Here is an 18,929-nt window from a genome sequence, read left to right on the forward strand (position 1 = left end):
ACGAACGGTCCCGCTACAGGTCGAGGAGGTTCTCCAGGCCGACGGTCAGGCCGGGCAGCTCGCGGACGCGGCGCACGCCCAGGAGCACGCCCGGGGTGAACGACGAGCGGTTCATGGTGTCGTGGCGGATGGTGAGGATCTCGCCGTCGCCGCCCAGGATCACCTCCTGGTGGGCGATGAGGCCGGCCAGCCGCACCGCGTGCACGCGGACCCCGTCGACGTCGGCGCCGCGGGCGCCGTCCAGCTCGGTGCTGGTCGCGTCGGGCATCGGCGCCGAGCTCGCCTCGCGCCGGGCCGCGGCGACCAGCTCGGCCGTACGGCGGGCGGTGCCGGAGGGCGCGTCGGCCTTGTTCGGGTGGTGCAGCTCGATGATCTCGGCGGACTCGAAGTAGCGGGCGGCCTGCTGGGCGAAGTGCATCATGAGCACGGCCGCGATGCCGAAGTTGGGGGCGATCAGCGCGTTGACCCCGGGGTTGGCCTCCAGCCAGCCCCGCACGGTCGCCAGCCGGCCGGCGTCGAAGCCGGTGGTGCCGACCACCGGGTGGACGCCGTGCGCGATGCACCATTCGAGGTTGTCCATGACGACGCCGGGGTGGGTGAAGTCGACCACCACCTCGGCGTTCTCCAGGCGCTCGATCGGGTCGTCCTGGTCGACGGCCGCGACCAGCTCCAGATCGTCCGCCGCCTCGACGGCCTTGCACACTTCGACACCGACACGCCCGCGGGCGCCGAGAACTCCGACCCTGATCACCGGGCCAATATACCCAAGGACGGCGGACGACCCCGGCGCGGGAACGCTCCCGGCAGGTCCGGCCGGTCCCGTCCGCCGGGAGGAGACCGGAATGCGCGAAGGTCCCCGAACGTCGCACGGCCTCGTGGGCGACGAAAAAAGGGGCCCCGGACACGAGACGGCCCCGGCGCGGGGAGCGCCGGGGCCGTCTCGCGGCAGGGACGTCGTCCGTCCCGAACGGCTCAGCCGTTCAGGACCGCGCCGAAGTCCTTGTCCTCGTCGTACGGGCCGATGACCGCGAGGGTCATCGGGCGGGTGAGCACGTCCCCGGCGACCTCGGCGATCTGCTCCGCGGTCACCGCGTCGATCCTGGCGAGCAGGTCGTCGACCGGCAGGAGCTCGTCGAAGACCAGCTCGCCCTTGCCGATCCTGGACATCCGGGAACCGGTGTCCTCCAGGCCGAGCACGAGGCCGCCGCGCATCTGGCCCTTGCCGCGGACGATCTCCTCCTCGGTGATGCCGTCGGCGAGCACCCGCTGCACCTCCTCGCGGCAGATCTTCAGCACATCGTCGATCTTGGACGGCAGGCAGCCGACGTAGATGCCGAACTGGCCGGTGTCGGCCAGGGCGGAGGTGTAGGAGTAGGCCGAGTAGGCCAGGCCCCTCTTCTCCCTGATCTCCTGGAACAGCCGCGAGGACATGCCGCCGCCCAGGGCCGCGTTGAACACGCCGAGCGCGAAACGGCGCTCGTCGGTGCGGTTCAGCGCGGTCGTGCCGAGGACCAGGTTGGCCTGCTCGGTCGGCCGGTGCACCACCCGCGTGCCCGAGCCGGTCTCGACGCCCGGCCCGCCCACCCGGGGCGGCACCGGCGAGGCGTCCCCGCCCAGTGCCCCGGCCCGCTCGTAGGCGGCCGCGACCAGGGCGACGACCTGTTCGTGGTCGACGTTCCCGGCCACCGACACCACGGTGTGCGTGGGCAGGTAGTAGCGCCGGTAGTACTCGGCGATCCGGTCCCGGGTCACCGCGGTGATCGACTCCACGGTGCCGAGGATGGGCCGCCCGACGGGCGTGTCGCCGTACAGCTCGGCGGAGAACTGCTCGTGCACCACGTCGGAGGGGTCGTCGTCGTGCATGGCGATCTCCTCCAGGATTACGCCACGCTCGGCCTCGACGTCCTCGGAGGTGATGATCGAGGAGGTCACCACGTCGGCGAGCACGTCGATCGCCACCCGCAGGTCCTCGTCGAGGACCCGCGCGTAGTAGCAGGTGTACTCCTTGGCGGTGAAGGCGTTGATCTCACCGCCGATGCCCTCGATGGCCGCCGAGATCTCCAGGGCGTCCCTGGTGGGGGTGCCCTTGAACAGCAGATGTTCGAGGAAGTGGGAGGACCCCATGTGCTGGGGGGACTCGTCTCTCGATCCGATGCCGACCCACATGCCGACCGCGACGGAACGCACGGTCGGCATGGACTCGGTCACCACCCGGAGCCCACCGGGGAGGACGGTGCGCTTCACGACCCCGGCGCCGTCCCTGCCGGGGTGCAGAGTGGTGGTGATCACGAGTTGCGGTCTTCCCCTCCGCCGCCACCGCCACGGTTGCCGCCGCCGCCACCGCTGTTGCTGCTGCGGGTACGGGTGCGGCGCGGGCGCTCCTCGCGGGCCGGGCGGTCCTCGCCGGACGCCTCGGCCGCGGGGGCCGCCACCGGGGCGTCGTCGTCACCGGAGTCGTCACCGGAGTCGTCGCCGGAGTCGGTCGGCGCCTCCTTCTCGATGACCTCGACGGGCACCAGGGAGAGCTTGCCGCGCGAGTCGATCTCGGCGATCTCCACCTGGACCTTCTCGCCGACGTTCATGACGTCCTCGACGTTCTCGATGCGCTTGCCGCCGTGCAGCTTGCGGATCTGGGAGACGTGCAGGAGGCCGTCCTTGCCCGGCATGAGGGAGATGAACGCGCCGAAGGCCGCGATCTTGACGACCGTGCCCAGGTAGCGCTCGCCGACCTCCGGCATGTGCGGGTTGGCGATGGCGTTGATCGCCGACCTGGCCGCCTCGGCGGACGGGCCGTCGGTGGCACCGATGTAGATGGTGCCGTCGTCCTCCAGGGTGATCTCGGCGCCGGTGTCGTCCTGGATCTGGTTGATCATCTTGCCCTTCGGGCCGATGACCTCTCCGATCTTGTCCACCGGGATCTTGATCGTGATGATGCGCGGGGCCGTCGCGTTCATCTCCGCCGGGGAGTCGATGGCCTCCTGCATCACGTCGATGATGGCCAGCCGGGCGCCCTTGGCCTGCTTCAGCGCGGCCGCGAGCACGGAGGCGGGGATGCCGTCCAGCTTGGTGTCGAGCTGGAGCGCGGTGATGACGTCCTTGGTGCCGGCGACCTTGAAGTCCATGTCGCCCATGGCGTCCTCGGCCCCGAGGATGTCGGTCAGCGTGACGTACTGGTCGCCCTCGTTGATCAGGCCCATCGCGATGCCCGCGACGATGCCCTTGAGCGGCACACCCGCGTCCAGCAGCGACATCGTCGAGGCGCAGACCGAGCCCATGGAGGTCGAGCCGTTGGAGCTCAGCGCCTCGGAGACCTGGCGGATCGCGTACGGGAACTCCTCGCGCAGCGGCAGCACCGGCAGCAGCGCCCGCTCGGCGAGCGCGCCGTGGCCGATCTCGCGGCGCTTGGGCGAGCCCACCCGGCCGGTCTCACCGGTGGAGTACGGCGGGAAGTTGTAGTTGTGCATGTAGCGCTTGGTGCGCTCGGGGTTGAGCGTGTCGATCATCTGCTCCATGCGGAGCATGTTCAGCGTGGTGATGCCCAGGATCTGGGTCTCGCCGCGCTCGAACAGGGCCGAGCCGTGCACCCGGGGAACGACGTGGACCTCGGCGCTGAGCTGCCGGATGTCCTTGACGCCACGGCCGTCGATGCGGACGCCCTCGGAGATGACGCGCTCGCGCATGAGCTTCTTGGTCAGCGACCGGAACGCCGCGGCGAGTTCCTTCTCGCGGCCCTCGAAGTCGGGGCCGGCCTTCTCCAGCACCAGCGCGCGGACGCGGTCGATCTCGGTCTCGCGCTCCTGCTTGCCGGCGATGGTCAGCGCGGCGGCGAGCTCGCTGCGCACCGCGCCGTTCACGGCCTCCAGGGCGTCGTCCTGGTAGTCGAGGAAGAGCGGGTACTCGGCGGTCTCCTTGGCGGCGACCTTGGCGATCTTGGCCTGCGCCTCGCAGAGCACCTTGATGAACGGCTTGGCGGCCTCGAGACCCTGGGCCACGGTCTCCTCGGTGGGAGCCACCGCGCCCTCGGCGACGAGCTTGAGCGTGTCGCGGGTGGACTCGGCCTCGACCATCATGATCGCGACGTCGCCGTCCTCGAGGGCGCGGCCCGCGACCACCATGTCGAAGGTGGCGCTCGCCAGCTCGGTGTTGGTCGGGAAGGCGACCCACTGGCCCTCGATCAGGGCGACGCGGACGCCGCCGATCGGGCCGGAGAACGGCAGCCCGGCGAGCTGGGTGGAGAGCGACGCGGCGTTGATCGCCACGACGTCGTACAGGTGCTCGGGGTGGAGCGCCATGACGGTGGCGACCACCTGGATCTCGTTGCGCAGACCCTTGACGAACGAGGGGCGCAGCGGCCGGTCGATCAGGCGGCAGGTCAGGACGGCGTCCTCGGAGGGACGGCCCTCACGCCGGAAGAACGAGCCGGGGATGCGGCCCGCGGCGTACATGCGCTCCTCGACGTCCACCGTGAGGGGGAAGAAGTCGAGGTTCTCGCGCGGGTTCTTGGACGCGCTGGTCGCGGACAGGACCATCGTGTCGTCGTCGAGATAGACGACGGCGGCACCGGCCGCCTGGCGCGCGAGCCGCCCGGTCTCGAACCGGATGGTACGCGTGCCGAATGAGCCGTTGTCGATGACGGCTTCGCTGCTGTGGACACCCTCCACGGGGGACCTCCTTGGGATCGGTCGCCCGCGTCCGGCCAGACGCACGTGTCGCGCCTGGTTCGTCGTGTTGCCGGCTCCCCGTAGGTGCAGCGCCGGTCTTCGATCGAAGCGCCCGGTTCCGTATGGCTTCGCGCCATGATGACCGGGGGCCACTACCGAGGACCGGCCCTCCGACGCCGTGGGGCGCGCTTGCTTGCGGACGCGGGGCACTTTCTCGGCTGTTCAGTTTGTGCTCACCGGGCCGGTGTCTTCCCTGCGCGACGCGCCGACGAACGGACCCGATGAGAGGGGGGAGCGGCGTGGACGCCGCTCCCCCGTCAGGCTATCGGCGCAGGCCGAGACGCTCGATGAGCGAACGGTAGCGCTGGATGTCCTTGCTCTGCAGGTACTTCAGCAGCCGGCGGCGGCGGCCGACGAGCAGCAGCAGGCCACGGCGGCTGTGGTGGTCGTGCTTGTGCACCTTCAGGTGCTCGGTGAGCTCGCTGATGCGCTTGCTCAGCAGAGCGATCTGCACCTCGGGGGAACCGGTGTCGGTCTCACCCTTGGCGTAGTCACCGATGATCTGCTTCTTTGCGGCGGTGTCGAGCGACACTTTTCTCCTTGAACCTTTGCGGGCACGCGCGATTTCCGGCTCCCCGAACGACCGTGCGTGCCTACAGTCGCCGTGGCGAGATCAGCGCCGGGGTGGCCGTACCACCGGTCACAGAGCTGACATGCCAGGTTACCACCGGTTCCCATGCCCTCGCACATCCCGCACGGGCTGTGGCGGGGGCGGCGAGAAGGGGGTCCGGACTGATCAGCCCGTCAGGCGCCGGACCCTGTCCACGTCGGCGTGGATCTGCTCGATGAGCGCGTCGATCGAGTCGAACCGGGTGTTGCCGCGCAGCCTGGGGCCGAAGTCCACGGCCACGTGCGCGCCGTAGAGATCCAGGTCGTCGCGGTCGAGCGCGTACGCCTCCACGGTCCGCGGCACCCCCTCGAAGGTCGGGTTGGTGCCCACCGAGATCGCCGCGGGCCAGCGCTCGCCGCCGTAGACGGCCGGCAGGTTGCCGGTCGGGACGCCCTGCAGCCAGCCCGCGTAGACGCCGTCGGCCGGGATCGCGGTGAACTCCGGCGACTCCAGGTTGGCCGTCGGGAAGCCCAGTTGCCGGCCGCGCTGGTAGCCGCGGACGACCACGCCCTCGACCCGGTGCGGCCTGCCGAGCGTCAGGGTGACCGCCTCCATGTCGCCGGAGGCGATCTGCTCGCGGATCAGCGTGGAGGAGATCGTCTCCCCGTCGCTGACCAGCGGGACCCCCTCGGCCACGAAGTCGTACTTCTCCCCCAGGGTGCGCAGCGTCTCGACGTCGCCGGAGGCGTTGTGGCCGAAGCGGAAGTTCTCCCCCACCACGACCCCGGCCGCGTGCAGCCGGTCCACCAGCACGGTCTGGACGAACTCGTCCGGGGTCATCTGGGAGAACTCCAGTGTGAACGGCAGGACGCAGACCGCGTCCACGCCCAGCGCGGAGAGCAGCTCGGTGCGGTGCCTGGCCGTGGTGAGCCTCGGGGGGTGCGTGCCCGGCCGCACGACCTCCTCGGGGTGCGGGTCGAAGGTCACCACCACCGAGGGGAGCCCGCGATCCGCGGCCATCGCGACGGCACGGGCGACCATCTGCTGGTGTCCTCGGTGTACGCCGTCGAAGACGCCGATCGTGATGACGGACCTGCCCCAGTCTTCGGGCACGTCGTCCAATCCGTGCCAGCCTCGCACCGCAGCCTCTTCCCCTTGTAGCGGATCGACCCCTAAAGCCTGCCATGCTCGGGGGCCTTCCCCCCAATCGGGGAGGACCTTGGCGCCCCGGGAGCCCACCGACCGTGCCCGCTCACACCACGACGCCGTTCACGGTACGGACCCGGTCACGGCACGAAGCCGGTCACGGCATGAACCCGTCACCACATGGACCCGTCACGACACGAGCCTCGGCCACGACATGGACCCGTCACGGCACGAGCCCGGTCAGGGCACGAAGACCGCCAGGGACCTGGAGACCCCGCCCCGTTCCTCCGCCAGCGCCACCAGCGTCCCGTCAGGGCCGAAGACCCCGATGGGCCCCTCCCCCAGGCCCAGTGCGGGCAGGCGTCCGCCGTGCGCGACCGAACCGGCCTCCTCGGCGGTCACGTCCCGGCGCGGGAACGCCACCGCGACCGCGTCGGCCATGGGCAGGATCACGCACTCGGCGGCCAGCCGCTCCAGGGTCAGCGCCTCCGGCAGCGCGTAGGGGCCCACCCGGGTGCGGCGCAACGCGGTCAGGTGACCGCCGACCCCCAGACCCGCCCCCAGGTCGCGGGCGAGCGCGCGGATGTAGGTGCCGCTGGAGCAGCTGACCGAGGCGTCGATGTCGACGAGATCCCCCTCGCGGCGGATCGCGGTGATCTCGAACTCCGAGACCGTCACCGGCCGGGCGACGAGGGCGACCTCCTCCCCGGCCCTGGCCCTCTTGTACGCCCGCTCGCCGTTCACCTTGATCGCGCTGACCTGCGGCGGGACCTGCATGATCGGGCCGGTCAGGGCGGCGACGCCCTCGCGGACACCGGCCTCGGTGACGTGGGCCGCCGAGGCCGTGGCGACGGTCTCGCCCTCGGCGTCGTCGGTGTTGGTGGACTCGCCCAGCCGGATCGTGGCGTCGTAGCCCTTCTCGGTCAGGGCGAGGTGGCCGAGCAGCCGGGTGGCCTTCTCCACGCCGATCACCAGCACCCCGGTGGCCATCGGGTCCAGGGTGCCGGCGTGGCCGACCTTGCGGGTGCCGGCGATGCCGCGGAGCTTGGCCACGACGTCGTGGGAGGTCCAGCCCGCGGGCTTGTCGACGATGATCAGACCGCTCGGCGGCGGGGTGCGCTTGACGCGAGCCGTGCTCATGGGAATGGAATCCTTACCAGGCGTGCCGGAAGACGTCTACAGCAGGGCCCGGAGACGCGCGATCGTCTCCTCGACGGGCCGGTGGGAGGTGAAACCCGCGGCCTTGGCGTGCCCGCCGCCGCCGAGCGCGGCACAGACGCGCGAGACGTCCACCCCGCCCTTGGAACGCATGGAGACCTGCCAGGCGCCGTCGTCGTCCTCCTTGAGGACCGCGGCGACGTCGGCGGCGTCGGTACGCCGGACCACGTCGATGATCCCCTCGAGTTCGTCGTACGACAGGTCGCGCTCCGCGCGGTCGGCCCGGGTGACGGACGTCCAGACCAGGCCGCCTCCCACCTCGGGTTCCAGGCGGGCCCGGCCCAGGGCCGCGCCGAGCACCCCGAGGTAGCCGAACGGGGAACGGTCCCACACCTCGCGGGCGATCCGTTCGGGGTCGACGCCGGTGGCCAGCAGCCGGGCGGCCATGGCGTGCGCCTCGGGGTTGGTGGAGGAGTGCTTGAACGAGCCGGTGTCGGTGACGAGCCCGACGTACAGGCAGGTCGCGATCTCCTGGCCGACCGGCAGCCCGAGCCGGTGGATCAGTTCCTCGGCGAGCACGGCGGTGGCCGCGGCGCCGGGGTCGACCAGGTTGAGCGTGCCGAACCCGGTGTTGGACGGGTGGTGGTCCAGCACGATCAGCTCGCGTGCCCCGGCCGTGACGGCGGCCAGCATGCCCAGGCGCCCCACGCTGGGGACGTCGAAGGTGATCATCACCTCGGGAGCCGCCGGGTAGCGGGCGGGGTCGACCAGCAGGTCCTGGCCGGGCAGGAAGCGCAGCAGCCGCGGCACGCCGAAGCGCCGGTCGCCGAAGGAGGCGACGACCCGCTTGCCGGCGGCGCGCAGCGCGAGCCCGACGGCCAGCGTGGAGCCGAGCGCGTCGCCGTCGGGCGAGATGTGGCAGGCCAGCGCGACCTCGTCGGCCGACGAGACGATCTCGACGGCCCGGTCCCAGTCGCGGCCGGACACCGGGCCGTCGTCACGCGGGTCGGACGTCACGTCGCGGAGCGTCCCGCGCGCTCGGAGGGTTCGCCGACGACGCTCTCCCCGCCGGAACCACCGGCACCGTCGGCACCCTCGATGCCGTCGGCATCGTCGGCGCCGTCGATGTCGTCGTCGTCGCCGTCCCTGTCCTCGGGCTTGCGGTAGGGGTCGGCGTCCCCGGCGTGCCGGGCGCCCTCGGCCCGCTTGGCGATCTCCACGTCCCTGGCCTTGGCCTCGGCGAGGAGATCCTCCAGGTGGCGGGCGTTGTCGGGGAGCGGGTCGTGGGTGAACGTCAGCGTCGGCGTGTGACGCAGCCCCGTCTGACGGCCCACCTCCGAGCGGATCAGCCCCTTGGCGCTCTCCAGCGCCACGGCGGAGTCCGCCCGCTCGGCCTCGGAGCCGAAGACGGTGTAGAACACCGTGGCGTCGCTCAGGTCGTTGGTGATCCGCGTGTCCGTCACGGTCACGAACCCCAGCCTGGGGTCCTTGATCCGCCGCTCCAGCATCTCCGCCACGACCTGCTGGATCCGGTCGGCGATCTTACGCGCGCGTGCGGCGTCCATAGCTCCCCCCTTCTCACGGGGAAGGCCGGGGCGAAAAAGGGGTCGCCCTCCTTCGGACCGGCCGTCCCCGTATCTAGTCCTCGTCCTCGTTGTAGAGCCGGTGCCTGGCCGACAGCAGCTCGATCTCCGGGTGGAAGGCGATCAGCCGCTCGCAGTCGTCCAGGACGGCACCGGCGTTGGCGGCGGTCGCCGAGACGACCGCGATCCCGATCTCGGTGCGGCGGTGCAGGTCGAGATGTCCGGTCTCGGCGACGGCCACACCCGGGAACCGCCGCTGCACCTCGGCGACGATGGGACGTACCACCGAGCGCTTCTGCTTCAGCGAGTGGACGTCGCCGAGCAGGATGTCCAATGTCAGGGCACCTACGTACATGGTTGTTCACCGCCACGATCACCGTCGTGCCGCCGGGGGCGGGGGCCGCCCGCCGGTCGCGCACCCGTCTCGGGTACGCGACCGGCCGGGCGGCTCCCCCGCCTGCCGATGGCATCAGGTGCGCGGCTTCTCCCGCATCTCGAAGGTCTCGATGACGTCATCGATCTTGATGTCGCTGTAGCCGACACCGATACCGCACTCGAACCCTTCGCGGACCTCGGTCGCGTCGTCCTTGAAACGGCGCAGCGAGGAGACGGTGAGGTTGTCGGAGATGACGACCCCGCCGCGGATGATCCGGGCCTTGCTGTTGCGGACGATCGTGCCCGAGCGGACCAGCGCACCGGCGATGTTGCCGATCTTCGGCACCTTGAAGACCTCGCGGACCTCGGCGGTGCCCATCTGGACCTCTTCGAACTCCGGCTTGAGCATGCCCTTCAGGGCCGCCTCGATCTCCTCGATCGCCTGGTAGATGACCGAGTAGTACCGGATGTCGACGCCCTCGCGCTCGGCCAGGTCGCGCGCCCTGACCTCGGGGCGCACGTTGAAGCCGATGATGACGGCGTTGTCGTCGGCGACCGCCAGGTTGACGTCGTACTCGGTGATCGCACCGACGGCGCGGTGGAGCACCCGCAGGCGCACCTCCTCGCCGACGTCGATCTTGAGCAGCGCGTCCTCCAGGGCCTCGACGGAACCGGAGACGTCACCCTTGATGATGAGCTTGAGCTCATCGATCTGGCCCTTCTCCATCTCGCTGAAGAGCTCTTCGAGGGTGCGGCGACGGCCGGACTTGGCCATGTCCGCGATGCGCTTGCGCGCGGCGCGCTGCTGGGCGATCTGGCGCGCCATGCGGTCGTCGGTGACGACGATGAAGTTGTCACCGGCTCCCGGCACCGCGGTCAGGCCCAGCACCATCACCGGACGGGACGGGTCGGCCTCCAGGATCGCCTCGCCCTTGTCGTCGAGCATCGCCCGGACGCGGCCGAAGGCCTCGCCACAGACGATCGAGTCGCCGACGCGGAGCGTGCCGCGCTGGACCAGGACGGTCGCGACCGGGCCGCGGCCCTTGTCCAGGTGCGCCTCGATGGCGACGCCCTGGGCGTCCATCGTGGCGTTGGCCCGCAGGTCGAGCTCGGCGTCCGCGGTGAGCAGGATGGCCTCGAGCAGGTTCTCGATGCCGGTCCCGTTCTTGGCGGAGATGTCGACGAACATCGTGGTGCCGCCGTACTCCTCGGCGACGAGGCCGTACTCGGTGAGCTGGGCGCGGACCTTGCCCGGGTCGGCGCCCTCCTTGTCCACCTTGTTGACCGCGACGACGATCGGCACGTCGGCCGCCTGGGCGTGGTTGAGCGCCTCGACGGTCTGCGGCTTCACGCCGTCGTCGGCCGCGACGACCAGGACGGCGATGTCGGTCACCTTGGCACCACGGGCACGCATGGCGGTGAACGCCTCGTGACCCGGGGTGTCGATGAAGGTGATCTTGCGGTCCTCACCCTCGTGCACGGTGCCGATCTGGTAGGCGCCGATGTGCTGGGTGATGCCTCCGGCCTCGCGCGCCACCTCGTTGGTGTTGCGGATGGCGTCGAGCAGCTTGGTCTTGCCGTGGTCGACGTGACCCATGACGGTGACCACCGGCGGGCGCGCGACCAGGTCGGACTCGTCGCCCTCGTCCTCGCCGAACTCGATGTCGAAGGTCTCCAGCAGCTCGCGGTCCTCCTCCTCGGGGCTGACCACGAGGAGGTTGTAGTCGAGCTCGGCGGCGAGGAGCTGAAGGGTCTCCTCGTTCACCGACTGGGTGGCGGTCACCATCTCGCCCAGGTGCAGCATGATCTGCACGAGGGAGGCCGGGATCGCGCCGATCTTGTCGGCGAAGTCCGACAGCGAGGCACCGCGCGACAGGCGGATCGTCTGCCCGTTGCCGCGAGGAGCCTGCACGCCGCCGATCGCCGGGGCCTGCATGTTGTCGAACTCCTGGCGCCTCTGACGCTTGGACTTGCGACCGCGGGTCGGACGTCCTCCCGGACGGCCGAACGCTCCCGCGGTGCCTCCACCGCGGCCACGGCCACCGCCACCGGGACGACCGGCGAAACCGCCGCCACCGCCACCGGGACCACCGGTTCCGGTGCCGGGACGGCCCGCGCCGCCACCGCCGCCCGGACGGCCGGCGAAACCGCCGCCACCGCCACCGGGACGACCGCCGCCGCCGCCGGGACGGCCCGCGCCGCCACCGGGACGGCCCGCGCCCGCACCGCCGCCGGGACGGCCCGCGCCGCCACCGCCGCCGGGACCGGCGGGCCGGCCCTGGGGCATCATCATCGGGCTGGGACGCGGCCCACCGGGACGCGGGCCACCGGGACCACCGGCGCCGCCACCCGGACGCGGGCCGCCGGCACCGGGACCCGGACGCGGGCCACCGGTTCCGGGCGGGCCGGAACGGGCGCCGGGCGGACGGGGACCGGCGTTGTCGCGGTCCTGACGGGGACCGCGGTCCTCGCGGGGACCGGGACGCGGACCCCTGTCGCCGGGGCCGCCCTCACGACCGGGACCGCCGGGGCCACCCGGGCCACCGGGGCCGCCCGGACGCGGCGGACGGGCCTGGCCCATGCCGCTGGCGTTGGACGAGAACGGGTTGTTGCCGGGACGCGGGCCACGCGGGCCCGGACGCGGACCCGGCTTGGGACCGGGACCCGCACCGGGTGCGCCGGCACCGGGCCTGGCACCGGAGGGTGCTCCCCCGGGACCACCCGCGGGACGGCCGCCCTCCGGGCGCGCGTCAGGACGCGCGGCCGGAGCCGGTCGCGGAGCGGGCCGCGGGCCCGGCTTGGGACCGGGGCCGGAGGCCGCCGGACGGCCGGGCTCGGCGCGGGGCGCCTCGAAACGAGGGGCCTGCACCTGGGGCGGCTGCTGGCGCGGCGGCGCGGGCGGGGCCGGAGGCTGCTGGGCCTCGGGAACCACCGGCGGGGCCTGCTGCGGCGCGGGCGCCGCGGGGCGGGCCGGTGCCGGACCAGGACGGGGACCGGGCCTGGGGGCCGGTCCCGGCTTGGGGGCGGATGTCGACGCCGCGGGGGCGCCGTTGGACTGGCCGTCACCCGGCCGAGGGGCGGCCGCCTGAGGCGGCCTGGGGCCTCTGCCCCTGTCGGACGATCCCTTGCTGGGACCGCCCAGAGCTTCCGTGAGCCTGCGGACCACCGGTGCTTCGATGGTCGAGGACGCCGAACGCACGAACTCGCCCATCTCCTGGAGCTTGGCCATGACGACCTTGCTCTCCACACCGAACTCCTTGGCGAGCTCGTATACCCGGACCTTCGCCACTGCACTCCCTTGTCTCGGCCCGGGAGGCGGTGCCGCCGGACCGTCGTTACGTTGACGTACTCATCGCCGCATGCTCATCAGGCGCTCATAGCTATCTGACCAGCCCATCAAATCGGCGTTCTACATGACAGTCGGTAACCATTTCACCCGATCCTTTCAGCCTGCTTGCCCTTCCAGGTGGCCGCGCAGCCGCGACAGGTCGAGCGGGACCGCGGCGCGAAACGCACGCGGAAACGCTCGGCGACGCTCTGCGAGTTCGAGACAGCTCAGGGTTGGATGCAGTGAAGCACCACGCCCCTGGAGCCGTCGTCGCAGGTCAGGGACGATAACGCCCTCGACCACCACCAGGCGGAGCAGCTCGGAGGAAACCGTGCGAACCCGGCACCCCACACACGTTCTCAGTGGGGCAGCCTGGCCACCATATTCCAGCTTACCGTGTGGACGCATCTGCGGAACCGGCCGCGTCCCCCGGCTGGGTGTCGGGACGGATGTCGATGCGCCAGCCGGTGAGGCGGGCGGCCAGCCGGGCGTTCTGCCCTTCCTTGCCGATGGCCAGGGAGAGCTGGTAGTCCGGCACGGTCACACGCGCGGCGCGACCGTCGAAGTCGATCACCTCTACATGGGAGACGCGCGCCGGAGAAAGCGCATTTCCTACGAATTCAGCAGGATCGTCCGACCAGTCGATGATGTCGATCTTCTCGCCGTGCAGTTCCGTCATCACGTTCCGCACGCGCGAGCCCATCGGGCCGATGCAGGCGCCCTTGGCGTTCACCCCGGGCCGGCGGGAGCGGACCGCGAGCTTGGTGCGGTGCCCCGCCTCGCGCGCCACGGCGGCGATCTCCACGGTGCCGTCGGCGATCTCGGGCACCTCCAGCGCGAAGAGTTTCTTCACCAGGCCGGGATGGGTGCGCGACAGGGTGACCGAGGGGCCCTTGTGGCCCTTCTTGACCTGCACCACGTAGCAGCGCAGCCGGTCGCCGTGCACGTACTCCTCGCCCGGGACCTGCTCGCTGTGCGGCAGCACGGCCTCGATCTTGCCCAGGTCGACCAGGACCACCCTGGGGTCCTTGCCCTGCTGGATGACTCCGGCCACCAGCTCGCCCTCGCGGCTGGCGAACTCACCGAAGTTGATCTCGTCCTCGGCGTCGCGCAGCTGCTGCAGGATGACCTGCTTGGCGGTGGTCGCGGCGATGCGGCTGAAGTTGCCCGGGGTGTCGTCGAACTCCCTGAGCACCTCCCCGCTCTCGTCGTCGAGCTCGGCGGCGAAGATGGTCACGTGCCCGGACTTGCGGTCGAGCTCGGCCCGCGCCTTGGCGGCCGCGCCCTCACTCCGGAAATATGCGATCAGCAGCGCGTCCTCGATCGCCTTGACGACCAGGTCGAAGGAGATGTCCTTCTCCCGCTCCAGGCTGCGCAGGACGCTCATGTCGATGTCCACGAGGCTCCCCCCTTAGCCTTCGTCGCCGTCTTCGCCGTCGTCTTCGGCGTCGTCGAGCCGGCGGAATTCCACCTGAACCCGTCCTCGGGTCAGGTCCTCATAGTCGATGCGGCGCGGCGCGCCGTCGACGTCCAGCTCCACGCCGGTCTCGTCGGTGGCGACGATCCGGCCCTCCACCACGGTGCCGTCCCGAAGGTCGGCCTTGACCAGCCGCTTCACCGCGCGGCGCCAGTGGCGCGGCTCGGTGAGCGGGCGGTCGACTCCCGGGGAGGAGACCTCCAGCACGTACGGGGTCGCCCCCATCGCGTCGTCGGCGTCCAGCGCCGCGGAGACGGCGAGGCTGACCTCCGCCACGTCGTCGAGGCTGACGCCTCCGTCACGGTCGACGACGACCCGCAGCAGCCGCCGCTTGCCCGCCGGGGTGACCGTGACGTCCTCCAGGTCGAGCCCCTCGGCCTCGGCCACGGGTTGCAGAAGCTTCATCAGGCGGTCGCGGGATGTGGCGTTGCCCATGCCGACCTCCCATTGTCACGATCTCAGCCGGGCGGACCTCGCCCATGCGATTAGCCAGCCTATCCACACCAGGCCGCAGAAACGGCGCCACTCGGTGTGGCGGAGCCGCCCGAGAAGCGAGGTGAGTGCCATTATTCCAATCTCTCGGCTGCCCGTACGATGCTAGATGCGTCAGCTGCCGACAGAGAACGGGAGGTCGTCCGTGCGTTCCGTCTCCCGGCGCGTCCTGCTGCGGGGCGGCGCCCTCGGGGCGGCCGTCGCGGTGACGGCGGGATGCGCGACCGGGCAGGCCGGGAGGGACGCGGGACCCGCGGCCGGGAAGCCGGTGCCGCCCGACCCCGAGACCGTGCTGCTGCGGGAGCTGATCGCGGGCAAGGAGCGGACCGTGGCGCTGTACGCCTCGGCGACCTCGGAGCGGCTGGCGCCCTTCAGGGAGCGGCACGAGGCCCACCTGGCCGAGCTCCGCCGCCGCCTGCCGCCCGCTTCCGCGATTCCCTCCCCCGGCCCCGGCTCGTCCTCCGGCGCACCGTCCCCCGCGTCCCCGTCCGGCACCCCCTCGCCCACCGGCGACGCCGCCCGGCCGCCCTCGCTGCGGTCCCTGCGCGACCTGGAACGCAGGGCAGCGGCCCTGCGCGTCCGCCAGGTCGAGGGGGCCTCGCCCCCGCTGGCGCAGCTCATCGCCTCCATCGGCGCCTGCGAGGCGGCGCACGCCCTGGCCCTGTCGAGATCCCTGTGAGGCACCGTTGAGGGCTGTGAGGGCTGTGAGGGCCGCCGAGGACGCCGAAGGCGCCGAAGGCACCGCGAGAACGGTGAGGGCACGCGGAGGCGCCGACGTACGACGGGCCGAGCGGGGGCTGGACGTCGCGCTGGCGGCCGAGCACGCCGCCGTGTACGCCTACGGGGTCATCGCGGCCAGGACCACGGGCGGCCTGCGCGCCACGACGACCGCGGCCTACAACGCCCACCGCGCCCGGCGGGACCGGCTCCGCGCCATGATCGTCGCCGCCGGGGGCAGGCCCGTCGAGCCGGAGGCGTCCTACCGGCTCCCGGTCACGCCCTCCACGGCGGCCCAGGCGGTGGAGCTGGCCGTACTGGTCGAGCGGGGGGTGACCGGCGCCTACCTGGAGCTGGCGGCCTCCTCCGACACCTCACTGCGCACCATGGCGGCACTGGCCATGCAGGAGTGCGTCACCCGCTCCTACGGCCTGCGCCCGGAGATCGAGGCGTTCCCCGGCATGCCGCACGGGCCGGGTCCCGCGTCCCCGGCGACGGGCGCCACGACCGGCACCCCGTCAGGCGTCCCCTCCGGTGCCTCACCCGGCGCCACGGGCGGTGCGCCCCCGGACGCCACGCCCTCCGCCGCACCGGCCACCTCCCCCTGATCAGCGATCTTTCCGGATGTCCTGGATATCCCATGAAAGAGAGAACGCGCTGGTCAGCGCGGAGATGAAGCGGCACCGGGCCGACGCGCGCGCGAAAAGCAGATCGAAATCGCCCCCGGCCACGTTTGGCCCGCGAATATCGGGTAGCTCAATTTACGCGAACACGCCAAGGAGGAAGCAATGGGCTGGGGATATCGTAAATCCATGAAGTTCGGTCCGTTCCGTCTCAACCTTTCGCGCAGTGGGGTGGGGCACAGCGTCGGAGGCCGTGGTTTCAGGGTCACCAAGACGGCCGACGGACGACGCACGCTGAGTGTCAACCTGCCCGGTGGCTTCCACTGGCGTAAGACGCTGAGCAGCAGCTCCAAGCGCTGATCCGCCCGCTCGGGAACCCGGGGGGAACGCCGGTCGTTCTCCTTACAGGTCACGAGATCGAGGGGGAACAATGGGCTGGGGATACAGGAAGTCGATCAAAGTCGGTCCCTTCCGGATCGACCTGTCCCCGCGAGGGGTGGGGCAGAGTTTCGGCAACCGGAGATTCCACGTCACGAGAACCCCCGACGGTCGTAAGTACGTGACCGTCAACCTGCCGGGCGGGTTCCACGTGGGTAAGGCGATAGGCCGCCGCTCGCGTTATCACCAGCATTACTGACGGGCCCGCGAGCACCACTCGCGGCCCGGTGCGCGAACACCGGGAGAGCGGCCCCCCGTGCGGCGGGGGGCCGCTCTCCCGTGTTCCGCGCCCTGCCGGCGGTCGTGTCGGGTGCCAGGCTCACCGCCGTGCCCGCTCCACCGGGGGCCTTGTCGGGCCCCCGGCAGGCGTGGACCGTGCCCGCCCCACCGGGGGCCGTACGAGGTGCCCGGCCCTGCGGTGGACGTCCCGCCGGGCCTATCGGCCGCAGGCCGCCAGTACGCGATCGACGGCCTCGTCGGCCGGGATCTCCTCCTTGGCGCCGGTGACCCGGTCGCGCAGCTCCAGCACCCCCTGGGACAGGCCGCGGCCGACGATCAGGATCGTCGGCATGCCCAGCAGCTCGGCGTCCTTGAACTTCACGCCCGGCGAGACCCCGGCCCGGTCGTCCACCAGGACGCGCAGGCCGCGGGCCTGGAGCTCCTCGGCGATCCGGACGGCCGCCTCGACCTGGCCGTCCTTGCCGGTGCCGACGATGTGGACGTCGGCGGGGGCGATCTCGCGGGGCCACAGCAGGCCGAGCTCGTCGTGGCGCTGCTCGACCAGCACCGCCACGGCCCGGGAGACGCCGATCCCGTAGGAGCCCATGGTGATGCGGATCGGCTTGCCGTCGGGGCCGAGGGCGTCGAGCCTGGCGGCGTCGGCGTACTTGCGGCCGAGCTGGAAGATGTGACCGATCTCGATGCCGCGGTCGATGGACAGGCCCGAGCCGCAGACCGGGCAGGCGTCGCCCTCGCGGACCTCGGCGGCCTCAATGGTGCCGTCGGCCGTGAAGTCACGGCCGGCGACGACGTCCGCGGCGTGCCTGCCGGGCTCGTTGGCGCCGGTGACCCAGGCGGTGCCGTCGACCACGCGGGGGTCGACGAGGTAGCGGATGCCGAGATCCTTCAGGACCTGCGGGCCGATGTAGCCGCGGACCAGGCCGGGGTGCCTGGCGAAGTCCTCGGCCTCGAAGATGGTGGGCTCGCCGGGGGCCAGGGAGGCCTCCAGCCGCTTGAAGTCGATCTCGCGGTCCCCGGGCACGCCGACGATCAGCGTCTCGGTCTTGCCGGAGCCGGGGACGGTCACCTTGACCACGATGTTCTTGAGCGTCTGCGCGGCGGTGATCCCCAGGCCGTGGTGGGTGTTGACGTACTCGACCAGCGACTCGATCGTCGGGGTGCCGGGGGTGTCGAGCACCCGCGCGGCGGGCCGCTCACCGGTGTCCCCGGCCGCCGGGGCGGGGGTGACGACGGCCTCGGCGTTGGCCGCGTACCCGCACGTGTGGCAGGCCACGAAGGTGTCCTCGCCGGTCTCGGCGGGGGCGAGGAACTCCTCGGAGGCCGATCCGCCCATCGCGCCGGAGGTGGCGAAGCAGATCTTGTACGTGATGCCGAGCCGGTCGAAGGTCGCGATGTAGGCCTCGCGGTGGCGCTCGTAGGAGCGCTTGAGCCCCTCGTCGTCGAGGTCGAAGGAGTAGGAGTCCTTCATGACGAACTCCCGGCCGCGCAGGATGCCGGCGCGGGGACGGGCCTCGTCGCGGTACTTCGTCTGGATCTGGTAGAGGGTCACCGGGTAGTCCTTGTAGGAGGAGTACTCCCCCTTGACCATGTCGGTGAACATCTCCTCGTGGGTGGGGCCGAGCAGGTAGTCGGCGCCCTTGCGGTCCTTGAGGCGGAAGAGCGTGTCACCGTACTCGGTCCAGCGGCCGGTGGCCTCGTAGTACTCACGGGGCAGCAGGGCGGGGAAGAGGACCTCCTGCCCGCCCATCCGGTTCATCTCCTCGCGCACGACGCGGCCGACGTTCTCCAGCACCGTCTTGCCGAGCGGCAGCCAGGAGTAGACGCCCGGCGCGACGCGGCGGACGTACCCGGCGCGGACGAGCAGCTTGTGGCTCGGGACTTCCGCGTCTGCCGGGTCGTCCCTCAGCGTCCGGAGAAACAGCGACGACATGCGCAGCAGCACGACTACTCCTAGTCAACGGGAATCGGTGTCCTCCAAGGCTATCGAGAACCGCAAGCCCATTGTCGGCCGTCGGCGGCTTCCGGGACCGTGCCCGGCCGCCGCGAGCCCGTCACGCCCGCGCCGCGTCCCCTCCGCGAGC

Annotated in this window: 18 protein-coding genes; 4 read left to right on the forward strand and 14 right to left on the reverse strand. The window is 71.6% G+C overall.

The genetic code is table 11. The features are described from left to right. Positions 1–13: 13 nt before the first annotated feature. The 13 genes from dapB to rimP form a co-directional block, all read right to left on the reverse strand. Entirely contained in the window at positions 14–751 is a 738-nt protein-coding gene (dapB, locus tag ACLQ2R_RS12595; RefSeq protein ID WP_425959640.1) for a 4-hydroxy-tetrahydrodipicolinate reductase, read from the reverse strand. A gap of 221 nt (positions 752–972) precedes the next feature. Then, positions 973–2,286, reverse strand: a complete 1,314-nt coding sequence (locus ACLQ2R_RS12600) for a M16 family metallopeptidase (RefSeq protein WP_425959683.1) — start codon at positions 2,284–2,286, stop codon at positions 973–975. Beyond that, a complete protein-coding gene (locus ACLQ2R_RS12605; RefSeq protein WP_425959641.1) occupies positions 2,286–4,661 on the reverse strand; it encodes a polyribonucleotide nucleotidyltransferase in 2,376 nt (791 codons plus the stop codon). The genes ACLQ2R_RS12600 and ACLQ2R_RS12605 overlap by 1 nt, the downstream gene beginning before the upstream one ends. A gap of 322 nt (positions 4,662–4,983) precedes the next feature. Next, complete coding sequence (gene rpsO, locus ACLQ2R_RS12610; protein ID WP_344905268.1) at positions 4,984–5,253, reverse strand: 30S ribosomal protein S15; 270 nt, start codon at positions 5,251–5,253, stop codon at positions 4,984–4,986. 204 nt (positions 5,254–5,457) lie between these two features. Next, a complete protein-coding gene (locus ACLQ2R_RS12615; RefSeq protein WP_425959642.1) occupies positions 5,458–6,411 on the reverse strand; it encodes a bifunctional riboflavin kinase/FAD synthetase in 954 nt (317 codons plus the stop codon). Positions 6,412–6,657: 246 nt separating this feature from the next. After that, the gene (gene truB, locus ACLQ2R_RS12620; protein WP_425959643.1) at positions 6,658–7,557 is read right to left on the reverse strand and encodes a tRNA pseudouridine(55) synthase TruB; all 900 of its coding nucleotides are present in this window, start codon (positions 7,555–7,557) and stop codon (positions 6,658–6,660) included. A 36-nt stretch (positions 7,558–7,593) separates the two neighbouring features. Further along, complete coding sequence (locus ACLQ2R_RS12625; protein WP_425959644.1) at positions 7,594–8,592, reverse strand: DHH family phosphoesterase; 999 nt, start codon at positions 8,590–8,592, stop codon at positions 7,594–7,596. Next, positions 8,589–9,140: a 30S ribosome-binding factor RbfA gene (gene rbfA / locus ACLQ2R_RS12630; protein WP_425959645.1), complete on the reverse strand. Its 552-nt coding sequence runs from the start codon at positions 9,138–9,140 to the stop codon at positions 8,589–8,591. Before rbfA ends, ACLQ2R_RS12625 begins: the two co-directional genes overlap by 4 nt. A gap of 73 nt (positions 9,141–9,213) precedes the next feature. Then, complete coding sequence (locus ACLQ2R_RS12635; protein WP_362804167.1) at positions 9,214–9,513, reverse strand: DUF503 domain-containing protein; 300 nt, start codon at positions 9,511–9,513, stop codon at positions 9,214–9,216. A gap of 114 nt (positions 9,514–9,627) precedes the next feature. Beyond that, positions 9,628–12,822: a translation initiation factor IF-2 gene (gene infB / locus ACLQ2R_RS12640; RefSeq protein ID WP_425959646.1), complete on the reverse strand. Its 3,195-nt coding sequence runs from the start codon at positions 12,820–12,822 to the stop codon at positions 9,628–9,630. A 156-nt stretch (positions 12,823–12,978) separates the two neighbouring features. Then, positions 12,979–13,269, reverse strand: a complete 291-nt coding sequence (locus ACLQ2R_RS12645; protein ID WP_425959647.1) for a YlxR family protein — start codon at positions 13,267–13,269, stop codon at positions 12,979–12,981. Then, positions 13,253–14,260 (reverse strand): transcription termination factor NusA, encoded by a 1,008-nt coding sequence (gene nusA / locus ACLQ2R_RS12650; RefSeq protein WP_362804162.1) that lies wholly within the window; start codon positions 14,258–14,260, stop codon positions 13,253–13,255. The genes ACLQ2R_RS12645 and nusA overlap by 17 nt, the downstream gene beginning before the upstream one ends. A 12-nt stretch (positions 14,261–14,272) precedes the next feature. Continuing rightward, positions 14,273–14,773, reverse strand: a complete 501-nt coding sequence (gene rimP, locus ACLQ2R_RS12655) for a ribosome maturation factor RimP (RefSeq protein WP_425959648.1) — start codon at positions 14,771–14,773, stop codon at positions 14,273–14,275. Between the two features lie 202 nt (positions 14,774–14,975). On the opposite strand from rimP, the gene ACLQ2R_RS12660 reads away from it, so the two are divergent. The 4 genes from ACLQ2R_RS12660 to ACLQ2R_RS12675 all read left to right on the forward strand — a co-directional run bounded on the left by ACLQ2R_RS12660 (position 14,976) and on the right by ACLQ2R_RS12675 (position 16,807). Then, a complete protein-coding gene (locus ACLQ2R_RS12660) occupies positions 14,976–15,509 on the forward strand; it encodes a hypothetical protein (protein ID WP_425959649.1) in 534 nt (177 codons plus the stop codon). Between the two features lie 16 nt (positions 15,510–15,525). Beyond that, on the forward strand, positions 15,526–16,155 hold the full coding sequence (locus tag ACLQ2R_RS12665; protein WP_425959650.1) for a ferritin-like domain-containing protein: 630 nt from the start codon (positions 15,526–15,528) through the stop codon (positions 16,153–16,155). 180 nt (positions 16,156–16,335) lie between these two features. Next, entirely contained in the window at positions 16,336–16,530 is a 195-nt protein-coding gene (locus ACLQ2R_RS12670; protein ID WP_425959651.1) for a DUF4236 domain-containing protein, read from the forward strand. Positions 16,531–16,600: 70 nt separating this feature from the next. Next, on the forward strand, positions 16,601–16,807 hold the full coding sequence (locus tag ACLQ2R_RS12675; RefSeq protein ID WP_425959652.1) for a DUF4236 domain-containing protein: 207 nt from the start codon (positions 16,601–16,603) through the stop codon (positions 16,805–16,807). A 237-nt stretch (positions 16,808–17,044) separates the two neighbouring features. On the opposite strand, the gene ACLQ2R_RS12680 is transcribed toward ACLQ2R_RS12675, so the two are convergent. After that, positions 17,045–18,790 (reverse strand): proline--tRNA ligase, encoded by a 1,746-nt coding sequence (locus ACLQ2R_RS12680; RefSeq protein WP_425959653.1) that lies wholly within the window; start codon positions 18,788–18,790, stop codon positions 17,045–17,047. Positions 18,791–18,929 lie beyond the last annotated feature (139 nt).

Source organism: Streptosporangium sp. DT93, assembly GCF_049844535.1.
Lineage (GTDB): Bacteria > Actinomycetota > Actinomycetes > Streptosporangiales > Streptosporangiaceae > Streptosporangium.

Coding starts and splice junctions, on each gene's coding strand:
- truB (WP_425959643.1), bottom strand. CDS start 7,557: ATGAGCACGGCTCGCGTCAAGCGCACCCCGCCGCCGAGCGGTCTGATC.
- rbfA (WP_425959645.1), bottom strand. CDS start 9,140: ATGGACGCCGCACGCGCGCGTAAGATCGCCGACCGGATCCAGCAGGTC.
- ACLQ2R_RS12635 (WP_362804167.1), bottom strand. CDS start 9,513: ATGTACGTAGGTGCCCTGACATTGGACATCCTGCTCGGCGACGTCCAC.
- ACLQ2R_RS12645 (WP_425959647.1), bottom strand. CDS start 13,269: ATGCGTCCACACGGTAAGCTGGAATATGGTGGCCAGGCTGCCCCACTG.
- rimP (WP_425959648.1), bottom strand. CDS start 14,773: ATGGGCAACGCCACATCCCGCGACCGCCTGATGAAGCTTCTGCAACCC.
- ACLQ2R_RS12670 (WP_425959651.1), top strand. CDS start 16,336: ATGGGCTGGGGATATCGTAAATCCATGAAGTTCGGTCCGTTCCGTCTC.
- ACLQ2R_RS12675 (WP_425959652.1), top strand. CDS start 16,601: ATGGGCTGGGGATACAGGAAGTCGATCAAAGTCGGTCCCTTCCGGATC.